This window comes from Pseudomonas chlororaphis subsp. aurantiaca (genome assembly GCF_013466605.1).
Classification (GTDB): Bacteria; Pseudomonadota; Gammaproteobacteria; order Pseudomonadales; family Pseudomonadaceae; genus Aquipseudomonas; species Aquipseudomonas chlororaphis_I.
Map to the genome: position 1 here is coordinate 3,113,517 of NZ_CP059162.1, position 15,881 is coordinate 3,129,397.

General features: G+C 63.7%; 4 protein-coding genes. 2 read left to right on the forward strand and 2 right to left on the reverse strand.

Annotated features, from left to right (window positions below):
* Nucleotides 1-28: 28 nt before the first annotated feature.
* On the forward strand, nt 29-1,390 hold the full coding sequence (locus tag H0I86_RS14305) for a TolC family outer membrane protein (RefSeq protein WP_258019439.1): 1,362 nt from the start codon (nt 29-31) through the stop codon (nt 1,388-1,390).
* A 573-nt stretch (nt 1,391-1,963) separates the two neighbouring features.
* Nucleotides 1,964-2,680, forward strand: a complete 717-nt coding sequence (locus H0I86_RS14310) for a response regulator transcription factor (protein WP_180925514.1) — start codon at nt 1,964-1,966, stop codon at nt 2,678-2,680.
* Nucleotides 2,681-2,929: 249 nt separating this feature from the next.
* Here the strand turns inward: H0I86_RS14310 and H0I86_RS14315 are convergent, their stop codons facing one another.
* Together H0I86_RS14315 and H0I86_RS14320 are read right to left on the reverse strand one after the other, a co-directional pair.
* Nucleotides 2,930-10,774 carry a beta strand repeat-containing protein gene (locus H0I86_RS14315; protein ID WP_373369411.1) on the reverse strand — a complete coding sequence of 2,615 codons (7,845 nt, stop codon included), beginning with the start codon at nt 10,772-10,774 and terminating at the stop codon, nt 2,930-2,932.
* A 312-nt stretch (nt 10,775-11,086) separates the two neighbouring features.
* Nucleotides 11,087-15,676 (reverse strand): T1SS-143 repeat domain-containing protein, encoded by a 4,590-nt coding sequence (locus tag H0I86_RS14320; protein ID WP_180925515.1) that lies wholly within the window; start codon nt 15,674-15,676, stop codon nt 11,087-11,089.
* Between the last annotated feature and the right edge of the window lie 205 nt (nt 15,677-15,881).

The following is a 15,881-nucleotide window of genomic DNA, read 5'->3' on the forward strand; positions in this document are numbered from 1 at the left end:
GCCGTCAGTTCTGCTAGCGAGTGCATTCATGCTTGCGGCGGGGGCCGCCTTGGCGCAAACCGCTGCGGTAACGTCGACCGGGGTCAGCGCCTCGACCTATTCCACCGACCTCATGCAGTTGTATCGCGAGGCGCGGCTGGAAGATCCACAGGTACTGGCCTCTTTTGCGCAAGCGCAGGCCGGCAAGGAGCATCAACGCGAGGCGCTGGGGGCGCTGTTGCCGCAACTGTCGCTGAATGCCGGGAGAAACCGGATCCACCAGGAAAACGACCTGATACAGGAGCGCAGCTACGATAGCGAAAGCTACAGCCTGGTGCTGCGCCAGTACCTCTACAACAAGGCCGCGTGGGAGAACTACCAGAAGTTCAAGAGCCTGGCCAAGCAGTCCGAATCCGAGGCGCTGGACGCCCAGGCCGAGGCCACGGTGGAGCTGGCGCGGCGTTACTTCACCGCGCTGGCGGCCGAGGATGAGCTGGAACTGGTGAGGGCGGAGCGGCGAACCACGCAAAAGAGCCTGGACCGGGTTAATGCGTTGTACGAAAAGCAGTTGGCGATGATTACCGACCAGCTCGACCTCAAGGCCCGGGTGGACCTGCTCGCGGCCCAGGAACTGGATGCCCGCAACCAGGCCCGTATCAGTCGCGAGGCGCTGGCGGAGCTCGTCGGCCGGCCGGTCAAGGAGAAGCTCAACCGGATTCGCAACGACGCGCAACTGCGTGTTTCGGCGCAGAGCCTGGAGTCCTGGGTGCGCGAGGGCATGGAGCTGAACCCGACGCTCAAGGCCAGCGAGAGCGGCGCCGAAGCCGCGAACGCAGCATTGCGCAGCGGCAAGGGCGGGCACTATCCGACGGTGAGCCTGAACCTCAGCGCGCAGCAGACCAACGAGGGTTACAACAACACCCTGACGCCACGCACCGACAGCTATGTCGCCGGCATCGGCGTCCAGGTGCCGCTGTACAGCGGCGGCTCGACCTCGGCGCGGGTCCGTGGGCTCTACCAGGACCAACTGGTCGCCGAGCAGCAGCTGGAAGCGATCCGGCGCCGGGTGGTCAAGGAGATCACCAGCGCCTACCTGACCGCCAATTCGAACGGCGAAAAGATCGACGCCAGCCGTTCGGCCCTGGCCTCGGCTCAGCTGTCCAGGGTGGCGGCGGAGAAGGGGCTGAGCTACGGCATGGTCAATGCCGTCGATGTACTGACCAGCGTGCGCAACGAGTTTCGCGCCCGGCGCGACCTGCTCAAGACGCAGTACGAGTTCCTCAGCAACGTCTTCACCCTCAATCGCTGGGCGGGCAAACCGCCGGTGGAAAGTGTCGAGAATGTGAATGCCTGGCTCAGCCCCGGTAGCGCCGGCCAGGCCATGGGCGTTGGCATCGAGGACCAGGAGTAAAACACCGGAGTTCTGTCCCGGCTGACGAATCGCTTGCGCAGGGGATTGGCGTTGAGCCGCTGATTTCATGGCATTGCCGGCTTCGTCGATAAATTGACGCTCTCATTACGTACTGACTTATCCGTGCGCCACTCGTCTGTTAATTGACGAGGCTGGTCGGATCCGACTCTGCCCACGGGTCACCCGTAGCTAGCCTAAGACCTTGATTTGCGGGGGGCAGGGCGCCTCGGGGGCGCATCGACCACGTGACCCGCACCCGGCCTGAGCCGAAGACCGACGGATGGGTTGGCAGGCAGCACAGTGGGCTGGCCTAGACTCAGTTGAGGGCTCGCGGATGCCCTGCAGCACATGCAAGCTATTGATAGTTATTCTTATTTATGCGGTTTCAATAACGTTGCCCGGCTTCGGGAAATCTCCGCAATGTCTGCCTGTACCCCGGGTCGCCAAGACCCGGGCGGGCACTTCCAGAGCCTGTCGGCGCTCGCATCCGTCCTTCAAGAGCGAGTGGCCGATCAAGGAAGGCCAACGCGTATGAAGGTCATGGTTCGTTTTTCAAGGGGAGGCAGGAAGATCATGCCAGACCAGAAAAAAACGATACGCGTGATGCTGATCGATTGCCGTCCCCTCGTTCTTATGGGGCTTCATGATTTGATCAATGCGAGGAAGCCCCGGATGGAAGTGAGTGGCCAGGCCACCACCTACACGACGGCGCTGGACCTTGCCGATCAGCTGCGTCCCAATGTGATTTTTTTCAGTTTCTTTCCGGATGCGCTGAACCCCCTGGAGGTCGTCGCGGGCCTGACCCGCCGCCCGGATATCAAACTGCTGGTGCTCAAGGGCCTGTACGAATCCGTCCCGGTTGCCCAGGCGATCGAGGCGGGCGCGCGCGGCATCGTGCTGGCGGAAGACCCGACGGAATCGATCGTCCGGGCCATCATCAAGGTCCACCATTACGACGTCGGACTGGACAGGGCCTGGTCCGGCGGGCTTTCCGGCTATGCCGCGACCCGGCACATACCCTTGCGATGCAACCTGGAGCAGGCGAAACAGGCGCGGCTGACGCTGCGCGAGCGGGAACTGATTCGCGCCATCGTCGGCGACCCGTCCGCCAAGTACATGAGCATCGCCGAGCGCCTGGGCATCAGTGAGCACACCGTGCACAACCACCTCAGCAACATCTATCAGAAGCTCAACCTGATCAACCGCATCGACTTGTTGATGTATGCGCTCAAGCACGGGCTCACCGACGACGAAGAGCCGCCCGACTCCACATGGGTGGAACTGGAGTGAGCTGATCAAGACAAGGCAGCCCGGTGGTTGTCCTTGTCGCAGTTCTTGTCGTCGGCCTGGGTGTCCAGGCCGAGGCTGATACCGTGCTCATTGTTTCCTGCCCCCATGAATCCGCAGGCATGCCGTCGCGCTCTTTGCGCTGCCTGGGCATTTGCCGCGGATACGATCGAGGACTTTCGGACGGTAGCGGCAAAAAAAAAGCGAGGGTGGTTTCCAGGCCACCCTCGCTTGGGTTTGACGCGCGAGGTTTCAGACGCTGCCCATCACAATGTCGGTATTGAGCAGATCGACCCCGACCAGGGTAATGGTCGTTATCTGCCCGCCCGTCTCGGCCACCGTCACCACGCTGTCGGCGCCAGTGTTGTCGACCGATTGCACGACGGCGCCCGGGTCACCGATGAGCACCACCGCATCGCGCTGGCCTGCTCCGGCATCGAAGCCGCTGACCTGGTACTGGTTCTCGGCCACCGACAGGTCGATGTTGAAGGCATCCCGCTCACCCGTGGTGCCCACCAGCCTGAAGTCGAAGAGCGCGTCGGCCGTGTCGTTGGCGAACAGGTTGGCGTCGAACGCGCTGGTCGCGGTATCGCCATCCTTGTCCGTCACCGTCGCGTTGAACGCCAGCTTGACGTCGCTGGCCAGGCTCTCGGTCTCGTGGGTGAACTCGATCGTCGGGATCTTGATCTCGCCCCGGGCCATTATCAGCTGGACCGCATCGATCAGCGACGTCGCCGATTGCCCGACGGTGAAGGACACCTGCCCACCGGCCTCTGGCGTCAGGGTGTTGACCTCGATCAGGTTGGAGAAGGTGCCATCTTCGTAGAAGACCCTGTAGTACAGGTCCTCGGTGGCCGTGTTGTAACCGCCCACGGAGTTGTCGATAAACACCTTCATGCTTGTCAGCAGGCTTTCCGGATTGACCACGAAGCTTTCATCGGCCGCGCCGATCGCCGCCTGGTTGTCGCCCTGGAGCAGGTTGTTGGCGATGCCGATGCCGGCCGTGCTGACGTTCAGGGCCGCCGAGCCGATGAACGACGGCAGTGGGTTGGTTTGCAGTTGCGCTTCGGTAGGGTCGGACGCTCCAAGCCCGATGCCGGTCTGAATGCTGTTCGCGCCGCTTGCCGGAGCCAGCGGGTTGGCGCCGAAGAACACGATGTCCTCGCTACCGATGGTCAGTGTACGCACGGGGTCCGGGCCACCGGCATCCAGCGAACCGTCGGCACTGCTGAGGACGATGGTCGAACGGAAGCCTTCCTCCAGGTCCAGCGCATAAGTGCCGTTGGCGTAGGCGCTCAGCGTGTAGTGCACGGTGGTATCCGCCGTGGCCGCATTGTTGTCGAAGTCACCGGTCAAGGTGCCCGCGAACTGATACGCGCCATTGGCGTCGGGTGACGGCGACTGCTCGACCAGCGTACCGGTGCCGGTGGTGGTCGTATCGTCCGGCCGGACCAGGGTGAACTGGCCGTTCACCAGCGAGATGTCCAGGCCGGCCGCACCCAGCCCGTCGGCGCCGGCGGCCATGTTCCAGTAGCCTTGTTGCGCCTGGTCGGTCCCCGTGCCGATCAGGTTGCCGAAGGCCAGGGTCGGCGTGTCGTCATCGACGGTAATCACCAGTTTGTCGGCCGCGGCGGTCACGGTGTCGCCATCCTTGTCGGTGGCCTGCAGCAGGGTGCCCAGGTTGAGGACGAGGTCGTTCTCATCGTTGCCCGCCGCATGATCCAGCGGCTGGAGCAGGCTGAAGGTGTAGGCACCCGCTACCGTCAGGCTGAGGGTGAACACGTCAGTCGCGCCGGCCTTGGCGGTCAGGGTGTTGCCCAGGACGCTGTAGGTCAGTGCCACTCCGCCGGAGCTCAGGGCTGGCAAGCCGCTGGTATTACTCGACAAGGAGTAACTCAGCGGTACGTCGGCCCCGGACTGGAAGATGCCGGTAACGTTGCCGCTGACCGTGGTGACCTCGCCCGGCACGTCGCCGATACCGCCGGCGATGCCATTGGCCAGGCCGTCCTCGTCGACGGTGCCGGCCTCGGCGGTGCCATTCGCCGTTGGGGTGTCGTCATCGACGGTGATCACCAGCTTGTCGGGCGCGGCGGTTACCGTGTCGCCGTCCCTGTCGGTGGCTTTCAGCAAGGTCCCCAGGTTGAGGGTGATGTCGTTTTCGTCGTTACCGGCGGGGTGATCCAGCGGCTGCAGCAGGGTGAAGCTGTAGGCACCCGCGGCGCTGAGGCTGAAGGTGAATACATCCGTGGTACCGGCCTTGGCCGTCAGGGTATCGCCAGCGACGCTATAGACCAGCGCCACGCCGCCCGAACTCAGGGCTGGCAAGCCACTGGTATCACTCGACAAGGCGTAAGTCAGCGGCACGTCGGCACCGGACTGGAAGACACCGCTGACGCTGCCATTGGCCACGGTGGCTTCACCCGCCACATCACCAATACCACCGGCAATGCCATTGGCCAGGCCGTCCTCGTCGACGGTGCCGGCCGCGGCAGTTCCGGTTGCGGTGGGTGTGTCGTCATCGACGGTGATCACCAGTTTGTCGGCGGCGGCCGTTACCGTATCGCCGTCCTTGTCGGTGGCCTGGAACATCGTGCCCAGGTTGAGGGTGATGTCGTTTTCGTCATTGCCGGCGGGGTGATCCAGCGGCTGGAGCAGGGTGAAGCTGTAGTCACCCGCAGCATTGAGGCTGAAGGTGAATATATCGGTTGCGCCAGCCTTGGCCGTCAAGGTGTCGCCGGCAACGCTATAGACCAGCGCCACTCCGCCCGAACTCAGGGCTGGCAGGCCACTGGTATCGCTCGACAGGGAGTAAGTCAGCGGTACATCGGCCCCGGACTGGAAGATCGCCGTGGCGCTGCCGCTGGCCGTGGTGGCTTCGCCAGGTACGTCGCCGACACCGCCGGCAATACCATTGGTCAGGCCGTCTTCATCGACGGTGCCAGCCTCGGCGGTTCCGGTTGCGGTGGGCGTGTCGTCATCGACGGTGATCACCAGTTTCTCGGCGGCAGCCGTCACCGTATCGCCATCTTTATCCGTGGCCTGGAGCATTGCGCCCAGGTTGAGGGTGATGTCGTTTTCATCGTTGCCGGCTGGATGATCCAAGGGTTGCAGCAGGGTGAAGTTGTAGTCACCCGCGGCGCTAAGGCTGAAGGTGAATACATCGGTTGCGCCAGCCTTGGCCGTCAGGGTATCGCCGGCAACGCTGTAGACCAGCGCCACGCCGCCCGAGCTCAGCGCTGGCAAGCCGCTGGTGTCGCTCGACAGGGAGTAAGTCAGCGGCACATCGGCGCCGGACTGGAAGGTACCCGTCACGCTGCCGCTGGCGGTGGTGGCCTCACCAGGCACGTCGCCGACACCGCCGGCAATACCATTGGCCAGGCCGTCTTCATCGACGGTGCCGGCCTCGGCAGTTCCGGTTGCGGTGGGCGTGTCGTCATCGATGGTGATCACCAGTTTCTCGGCGGCAGCCGTCACCGTATCGCCATCTTTATCCGTGGCCTGGAGCATTGCGCCCAGGTTGAGGGTGATGTCGTTTTCGTCATTGCCGGCCGGATGATCCAGCGGTTGCAGCAGGCTGAAGCTGTAGTCACCGGCGGCATTGAGGCTGAAGGTGAACACATCGACGGCGCCCGCCTTGGCGGTCAGGGTGTCGCCGGCGACGCTGTACACCAGCGCCACTCCACCCGAACTCAGGGCTGGCAGGCCGCTGGTATCGCTCGACAGGGAGTAAGTCAGCGGCACGTCGGCCCCGGACTGGAAGATCGCCGTGACATTGCCGCTGGCCGTGGTGGCTTCGCCAGGCACATCGCCGATACCGCCGGCGATGCCGTTGGCCAGGCCGTCTTCATCGACGGTGCCGGCCTCGGCGGTTCCGGTGGCGGTGGGCGTGTCGTCATCGACGGTGATCACCAGCTTCTCGGCGGCAGCCGTCACCGTATCGCCATCTTTATCCGTGGCCTGGAGCATTGCGCCCAGGTTGAGGGTGATGTCGTTTTCGTCATTGCCGGCGGGGTGATCCAGCGGCTGGAGCAGGGTGAAGCTGTAGTCACCCGCAGCATTGAGGCTGAAGGTGAATATATCGGTTGCGCCAGCCTTGGCCGTCAAGGTGTCGCCGGCAACGCTATAGACCAGCGCCACTCCGCCCGAACTCAGGGCTGGCAGGCCACTGGTATCGCTCGACAGGGAGTAAGTCAGCGGTACATCGGCCCCGGACTGGAAGATCCCTGTCACGCTGCCGCTGGCCGTGGTGGCTTCGCCAGGTACGTCGCCGACACCGCCGGCAATACCATTGGTCAGGCCGTCTTCATCGACGGTGCCAGCCTCGGCGGTTCCGGTTGCGGTGGGCGTGTCGTCATCGATGGTGATCACCAGTTTCTCGGCGGCAGCCGTCACCGTATCGCCATCTTTATCCGTGGCCTGGAGCATTGCGCCCAGGTTGAGGGTGATGTCGTTTTCATCATTACCGGCCGGGTGATCCAGTGGCTGCAGCAGGGTAAAGCTGTAGGCACCGGCGGCACTGAAGCTGAAGGTGAAGACATCGACGGCGCCCGCCTTGGCGGTCAGGGTGTCGCCAGCGACGCTGTACACCAGCGCCACTCCACCCGAACTCAGGGCTGGCAGGCCACTGGTATCGCTCGACAAGGAGTACGTCAGCGGCACGTCGGCCCCGGACTGGAAGATTGCCGTCACATTGCCGCTGGCCGTGGTGGCTTCGCCAGGCACATCGCCGATACCGCCGGCGATGCCGTTGGCCAGGCCGTCTTCATCGACGGTGCCGGCCTCGGCAGTTCCGGTGGCGGTGGGCGTGTCGTCATCGACGGTGATCACCAGCTTCTCGGCAGCGGCCGTCACCGTATCGCCGTCCTTGTCGGTGGCCTGGAGCATCGCGCCCAGGTTGAGGGTGATGTCGTTTTCGTCATTGCCGGCCGGATGATCCAGCGGCTGCAGCAGGCTGAAGCTGTAGTCACCTGCGGCATTGAGGCTGAAGGTAAACACATCGACAGCGCCCGCCTTGGCGGTCAGGGTATCGCCGGCAACGCTGTACACCAGCGCCACTCCGCCCGAACTCAGGGCTGGCAGGCCACTGGTATCGCTCGACAAGGAGTACGTCAGCGGCACGTCGGCCCCGGACTGGAAGATTGCCGTCACATTGCCGCTGGCCGTGGTGGCTTCGCCAGGTACGTCGCCGATACCGCCGGCGATGCCGTTGGCCAGGCCATCTTCATCGACGGTGCCGGCTTCGGCGGTGCCATTCGCCGTTGGCGTGTCGTCATCGACGGTAATCACCAGCTTGTCGGCGGCGGCCGTCACCGTATCGCCATCCTTGTCGGTCGCTTGCAACAGCGTGCCGAGGTTGAGGGTGATGTCGTTTTCATCGTTGCCGGCTGGATGATCCAGTGGCTGCAGCAGGGTAAAGCTGTAGTCACCCGTAGCGCTGAGGCTGAAGGTGAACACATCGACGGCACCGGCCTTGGCGGTCAGCGTGTCACCAGCGACGCTGTACACCAGCGCGACGCCACCGGACGTCAGGGCTGGCAGGCCACTGGTATCGCTCGACAGGGAGTAAGTCAGCGGTACATCGGCCCCGGACTGGAAGATCGCCGTGACGCTGCCGCTGGCCGTCGTGGCTTCGCCCGGTACGTCGCCGACACCACCGGCAATACCATTGGCCAGGCCATCTTCATCGACGGTGCCGGCTTCGGCAGTCCCGGCCGCCGTTGGCGTGTCGTCATCGACGGTAATCACCAGTTTCTCGGCCGCGGCCGTTACCGTATCGCCATCCTTGTCGGTGGCTTGCAGCATCGCGCCCAGGTTGAGAGTGATGTCGTTTTCATCGTTGCCGGCTGGATGATCCAGCGGTTGCAGCAGGGTAAAGCTATAGGCGCCCGCCGCGCTGAGGCTGAAGGTGAATACATCGGTTGCGCCAGCCTTGGCCGTCAGGGTATCGCCGGCAACGCTGTACACCAGCGCCACTCCGCCGGAGCTGAGAGCTGGCAGGCCGCTGGTATCGCTCGACAAGGAGTAAGTCAGCGGTACATCGGCCCCGGACTGGAAGATCGCCGTGACGCTGCCGCTGGCCGTCGTGGCTTCGCCCGGTACGTCGCCGACACCACCGGCAATACCATTGGCCAGGCCATCTTCATCGACGGTGCCGGCTTCGGCGGTGCCATTCGCCGTTGGCGTATCGTCATCGACGGTAATCACCAGCTTGTCGGCCGCGGCGGTTACCGAATCGCTGTCCTTGTCGGTGGCTTGCAGCATTGCGCCGAGGTTAAGGGTGATGTCGTTTTCGTCGTCGCCCGCTGGGTGATCCAGCGGTTGCAACAGGGTAAAGCTATAGGCGCCCGCGGCGCTGAGGCTGAAGGTGAACACATCGACGGCGCCGGCCTTGGCGGTCAGGGTGTCGCCCACCACGCTGTAGACCAGCGCCACTCCACCGGAGCTCAGGGCAGGCAAGCCGCTGGTGTCGCTCGACAGGGAGTAAGTCAGCGGCACATCAACGCCGGACTGGAAGATGGCGCTCACGTTGCCGCTGACGCTGGTGACCTCGCCAGGCACGTCGCCGACACCGCCGGCAATGCCATTGGCCAGGCCGTCTTCATCGACGGTACCGGCCTCGGCGGTTCCGGCCGCTGCCGGTCCATCGTCCTCGAAGATCATCTGCGAGCCGATTTCGCTGGTGATCGTGGAGGGATGGCGCAGCGAGAAACCACCGATATCGAAATCGGCGTGGTTATCGCCCCTGGCGTTCACGGCTGCGCCGTTCTCGATCAGCACGCGGTTGTGATCGGCGCTGGTGGTGTATTCGATCTGATAGTTGGCCTTGACGCCGGTGACGGTTGCGACCCCGCCCGTAAAGCTGATGGCGATGCCCGGATCATTCACCGAGCCGTCGGAGTTCTCGATCAGCAGCCCGGTGCTTTTATCGAAGACGCGCACATTGGTGATGGCTACCGACGTATCGTTCGCATAGCCGTTGACGAAGTCCACGCGGTCTTCAACCGCGGTGCTGTAGGCACTGATCTTCACCACGGCAGTCTTGCCACCTTGCAGTTGCACGACATCGAAACTGGCCGTCGTCGCATTGAACATGGCGGTAAAGTCGATGTTGTCTTCGACATCCGCTTCGGTCTGGCTCAGGTTGGGCACGGTCACATCCAGCCGGGCACCGGTGACGAAGGTCAGGCGGATGCCTTCCTGTTCCGTGATCATCTGGTTGTTGGTACCGATGGTGACCGCACCACCGCCCTGGCTGGTATTGATCCTGTCGCCAGTGTTTATATTCGCGCCGCTCGACTGGTCTGCCGGGTCTTTACCGGTGGCGATGATCGTCGGATCGCTGACCCGCAGCACACCGCCGTCATCGACCACCGTCGGGTTCGCCCCGGTGAACATCAGGAACAGGTTCTGCCCGGAAGGTGCATTGGTCAGGTCGAATCCGTCCTGGACGGTGCTGACGAACACCTTGTTCAGCAGGTTGAGGGCATCGTCCGGATTGCTGGCGTCCGGATGCTTGAGCGGCTGGTATTCCACGGTCCAGATCTTGCCGCCTGATACCGGCGATCCGGTTTCCTCGATATAGGCCGCGAACACGATCGCGCCGTCAGGGCCGCCGGCCCGGCCCAGCAGGATGTTGTTATCCGTATCGGTATAGAGAAGGATGCTGGTGCCATCGAGGGTGTCCAGCCCGCTGTCCAGGCCATTGAGCGCCGCGCCCAGGCTGTCGGTGAACTTGATATCGAGGACGTTGACGCCGGGCGTCAGGTTGAGGGTGAAGGCATTGCTGCCGGTGTCGCCCACGGCACCGGTATAGCCACTCAAGGCGGCGTCCATGGCGGTACCGGCGCCCAGGGCGGTCAAGCGGGTGGCGAAGGCCGAGGGCAGGGCGGACAGCAGGATGTCATTGTCGTCGGCGTCTCCCGCCGGGCTTGGCGTAACGGTGAAGTTCTGCAACCCGCTGGTTTCGTCCAGGGTCACGCTATCGCCGAACACCAGGAAGGGGGGATCGCAGTCCGACTGGGTGGTGGTCAGATCGTTCGTGGGCGATGTTGTTGTTTTAGAGGTAATCATGACGTTCTCCAGTGCAATACCAGTCATTGAGGCCGCACCTGGGCCCCCTGTTGGCAGATGCAACAACTATGGAGATGCCACGCCGGTTGCGCATTGGCCGATACTCCCAGGCCGGATGGGAGTTTCAGCCCATGCGGCAGGGGATGCAGAGGAGGTAAAACAGCGATCGCGCAAAGGACCCCCGGGGGGCATTTGGTTAGCCCGCGTTGGCCGACGACAGGCCGTCGCCGAGCGGCTCGACGAGCTGCTGGAACGTTCGCCGCGACGCTTGTATTGGCGCGCAAAAAAAAGCGAGGGTGGTTTCCAGGCCACCCTCGCTTGGGTTTGACGCGCAATGTTTCAGACGCTGCCCATGACAATGTCGGTATTGAGCAGGTCGACCCCGACCAGGGTAATGGTCGTTATCTGCCCGCCGGTCTCGGCCACCGTCACGATGCTGTCGGCACCGGCGTTGTCGACCGATTGCACGACGGCGCCCGGGTCACCGATGAGCACCACAGCATCACGCTGGCCCGGGCCCGCATCGAAGCCACTGACCTGGTACTGGTTCTCGGTGGCTGCCAGGTCGATGTTGAAGGCATCCCGCTCACCGGTGGTGCCCACCAGCCTGAAGTCGAAGAGCGCGTCGGCCGCGTCGTTGGCGAACAGGTTGGCGTCGAACGCGCTCGTCGCCGTATCACCATCCTTGTCCGTCACCGTCGCGTTGAACGCCAACTGGATATCGCTGGCCAGGCTCTGGACCTCGTGAATGAACTCGATGGTCGGGATCTTGATCGTACCCTTGCCCATGGTGAGCTGGACGGCGTCGATCAGGTGGGTGCCGTCCCACTCTAGGGTGAAGGATGTCTGGCCTCCGGCTTCCGCCTGCAGGTCGGCGGCCTGCACCTTGATGGGCGCGCCCGAGGTCGTGCCGTTGTCGTAGTAGATCGTGTAGTACAGCTCTTCGGTGGCCGGGTTGTAGCCCTGTACCGAGTTGTCGATATAGACCTTCATGGCCGTCAACAGCGTCTCGGGGTTGACCACGAAACTCTCGTCACCGGCATTGATGCCCGCCGTGTTGTTGCCCTCCAGGTTGTTGTTGGCGATGCCGATACCGGAGGTGCTGACGTTCAACGCCGCCGAGCCGATGAACGATGGCAGCGGGTCGGTCTGCAACTGTGCTTCGGTAGGGTCGGGCGCTCCAAGCCCGATACCGGTGAGGATGCTGTTCGGACCGGTCTGTGGCGCCAGCGGGTTGGCGCCGAAGAACACCACATCCTCGCTACCGATCGTCAGCGTGCGCACCGGGTCCGGGCCACCGGCATCCAGCGAGCCGTCGGCACTGCTGAGGACGACGGTCGAACGGAAACCTTCCTCCAGGTCCAGGGCATAGGTGCCGTTGGCGTAAGCGCTCAGGGTGTAGTGGATGGTGGTATCGGCCGTTGCCGCGTTGTTGTCGAAGTCACCGGTCAGGGTTCCGGCGAACTGGTAGGCGCCATTGCCATCCGGTGACGGCGACTGCTCGACCAGCGTACCGCTGCCGATACTGGTGGTGTCGTCCGGCCGGACCAGGGTGAACTGGCCGTTCACCAGCGAAATGTCCAGGCCGTTGGCATCCAGCCCGTCGGCGCCAGCCCCCAGGTTCCAGTAGCCTTGTTGCGCCAGCTGGGTGCCGGTGCCGATCAGGTTGCCGAAGGCCAGGGTCGGGGTGTCGTCATCGATGGTGATCACCAGCTTGTCGGCCGCGGCAGTCACCGTGTCGCCGTCCTTGTCGGTGGCTTGCAGCAGGCTGCCCAGGTTAATGGTGATGTCGTTCTCGTCGTTGCCCGCCGCATGATCCAGCGGCTGCAGCAGGGTGAAGGCATAGGCCCCCACGGCATTGAGGCTGAAGGTGAACACATTGACGGCGCCCGCCTTGGCGGTCAGGGTGTCGCCGGCGACGCTGTAGGTCAGCGCCACCCCGCCCGAACTCAGGGCTGGCAAGCCGCTGGTATCAGTCGACAAGGAGTAGCTCAGCGGCACGTCGGCACCGGACTGGAAGATCCCCGTCACAGTGCCGCTGGCGGTAGTGAGTTCACCCGGCACATCACCGACCCCACCGGCAATGCCATTGGCCAGGCCGTCCTCATCAACGGTGCCGGCCTCGGCGGTGCCATTCGCCGTTGGCGTGTCGTCATCGACGGTAATCACCAGCTTGTCGGCGGCGGCCGTCACCGTATCGCCATCCTTGTCGGTGGCTTGCAACAGCGTGCCGAGGTTGAGGGTGATGTCGTTTTCATCGTTGCCGGCTGGGTGGTCCAGCGGTTGCAGCAAGGTGAAGCTATAGTCACCCGCGGCATTGAGGCTGAAGGTGAACACATCGACGGCGCCCGCCTTGGCGGTCAGGGTGTCACCCGCGACGCTGTACACCAATGCCACTCCGCCGGACGTCAGGGCTGGCAGGCCACTGGTGTCACTCGACAGGGAATAGCTCAGCGGCACGTCGGCCCCGGACTGGAAGATCGCCGTGACGCTGCCGCTGGCAGTGGTGAGTTCACCCGGCACATCACCGACCCCACCGGCAATGCCGTTGGCCAGGCCATCCTCGTCGACGGTTGCGGCCCCAGCGGTGCCATTTGCCGTTGGCGTGTCGTCATCGACGGTGATCACCAGTTTCTCGGCGGCGGCCGTCACCGTGTCGCCGTCCTTGTCGGTGGCTTGCAGCAGCGTGCCGAGGTTGAGGGTGATGTCGTTTTCATCATTGCCCGCTGGATGATCCAGTGGTTGTAGCAGGGTGAAGCTGTAGGCACCGGCAGCACTGAGGCTGAAGGTGAAGACATCGACGGCGCCCGCCTTGGCGGTCAGGGTGTCGCCCAGGACGCTATAGACCAGCGCCACTCCGCCGGAACTCAGGGCAGGTAGACCGCTGGTATCGCTCGACAGGGAGTAAGTCAGCGGCACGTCGGCCCCGGACTGGAAGATCGCCGTGACGTTGCCGCTGGCAGTAGTGAGTTCACCCGGCACATCACCGACACCGCCGGCAATGCCATTGGCCAGGCCATCCTCGTCGACGGTCCCGGTCTCGGCGGTTCCGGCTGCCGTTGGTGTGTCGTCATCGACGGTGATCACCAGCTTCTCGGCCGCGGCCGTCACGGTGTCGCCGTCCTTGTCGGTGGCTTGCAGCAGGCTACCGAGGTTGATCGTGATGTCGTTTTCGTCATTGCCCGCTGGATGGTCCAGCGGCTGCAGCAGAGTGAAGCTATAGGCGCCCGCGGCGCTGAGGCTGAAGGTGAACACATCGACGGCGCCGGCCTTGGCGGTCAGGGTGTCGCCGACCACGCTGTAGACCAGCGCCACTGCGCCGGACGTCAGGGCGGGCAGGCCGCTGGTGTCGCTCGACAAGGAGTACGTCAGCGGCACATCGACGCCGGACTGGAAGATAGCGCTCACGTTGCCGCTGGCGCTGGTGATTTCGCCAGGCACGTCGCCGACACCGCCGGCGATGCCATTGGCCAGGCCGTCTTCATCGACGGTGCCGGTCTCAGCGGTTCCGGCTGCGGCCGGTCCGTCGTCCTCGAAGATCATCTTCGAGCCGATTTCGGCGGTCGCGGTGGAGGCCTGGCGCAGGGTGAAGGCTCCGATGTCGAAGTCGGCGTGGTTATCGCCCTTGGCGTCCACGGCTGCGCCATTCTCGACCAGCACGCGGTTGTGGTCCGCACTGGTGGTGTATTCGATCTGGTAGCCGGCCTTGACGCCAGTGACGGTGGCCACGCCGCCGTCAAAGCTGATGGCAATGTTCGCATCGTTCACCGAGCCGTCCGAGTTTTCGATCACCAGCCCGGTGCTTTTATCGATGACCTGGACATTGCTGATCGCCACCGAGGTGTCGTTGGCATAGCCGTTGACGAAGTTCACGCCGCTTTCGACCGCGGTGTTGAAAGCACTGATCTTGACCACGGCAGTCTTGCCGCCTTGCAGCTGCACCACATCGAAACTGGCCGTCGTCGCATTAAAGACCGCGGTGTAGTCGATATTGGCTTCGACGTCCGCTTCGTTCTGATCCAGGTTGGGCACGGTCACGTCCTGCCGGGCGCCGGTGACGAAGGTAAATCGAATGCCTTCCTGTTCCACGATCATCTGGTTGTTGGTGCCGAAGGTGGTCGGGCCACCCCCCTGGCTGGTGTTGACGGTGTCGCCGGTGTTGATATTGACGCCCGTCGACTGGTCGGCGGGGTCCTTGCCGGTGGCGATGATCGTCGGATCGCTGATCCGCAGGACACCGTTATCGTCGACCACCGTCGGGTTGGCCTTGGTGAACATCAGGAACAGGTTCTGCCCGGAAGGCGCATTGGCCAGGTTGAACGTCAGGTCCTGGCTGGCGCCGATAAACACCTTGTCCAGCAGGTTGAGGGCATCGTCCGGGTTGCTCGCATCCGGATGCTTGAGCGGTTGGTATTCCACGGTCCAGATCTTGCCGCCGCTGACCGGCGACCCGGTTTCTTCGATATAGGCGGCGAACACGATCGCCCCGTCAGGGCCGCCGGCCCGGCCCAGCAGGATGTTGTTGTCCGTATCGGTATAGAGAAGGATGCTGGTGCCATCGAGGGTATCCAGGCCGCTGTCCAGGCCATCGAGCGGTGCACCGAGGCTGTCGGTGAAGCCGACATCGACATTGATCGCATCGGGCGCCAGGTTGAGGGTGAAGGCATTGCTGCCGGTGTCGCCCACGGCGCCGGTGTAGCCACTCAAGGCGGCGTCCATGGCGGTACCGGCGCCCAGGGCGGTCAGCCGGGTGGCGAAGGCCGAGGGCAGGGCGGCCAGCAGGATGTCATTGTCGTCGGCGTCTCCTGCCGGGGCTGGTGTGACGGTGGCGTTCTGCAACCCGCTGGTTTCGTCCAGCGCAACGTTGACGCCGGTCGCTACCACGAGCGGGTCGCCCGTTAGGGATAGGTTTTCTTGGAGGGTAGTCATGACAATTCTCCTAGGCAGTTCCAGCTATTGGGGCCGCAGCCGGGCCCTCTGCTGGCAGATGCCACAACTATGGGGATGCCTGGGAGATTGCGCATTGGCCGATACTCCCAGGTCGCCTGGGAGTTTCAGCCTATTGGGGTGGGGATAAGGGGTGAGGCGAAGGCCCCGCTGCATTGCGTGCGCTTCAAGCCTGGTGCTGCTCGAG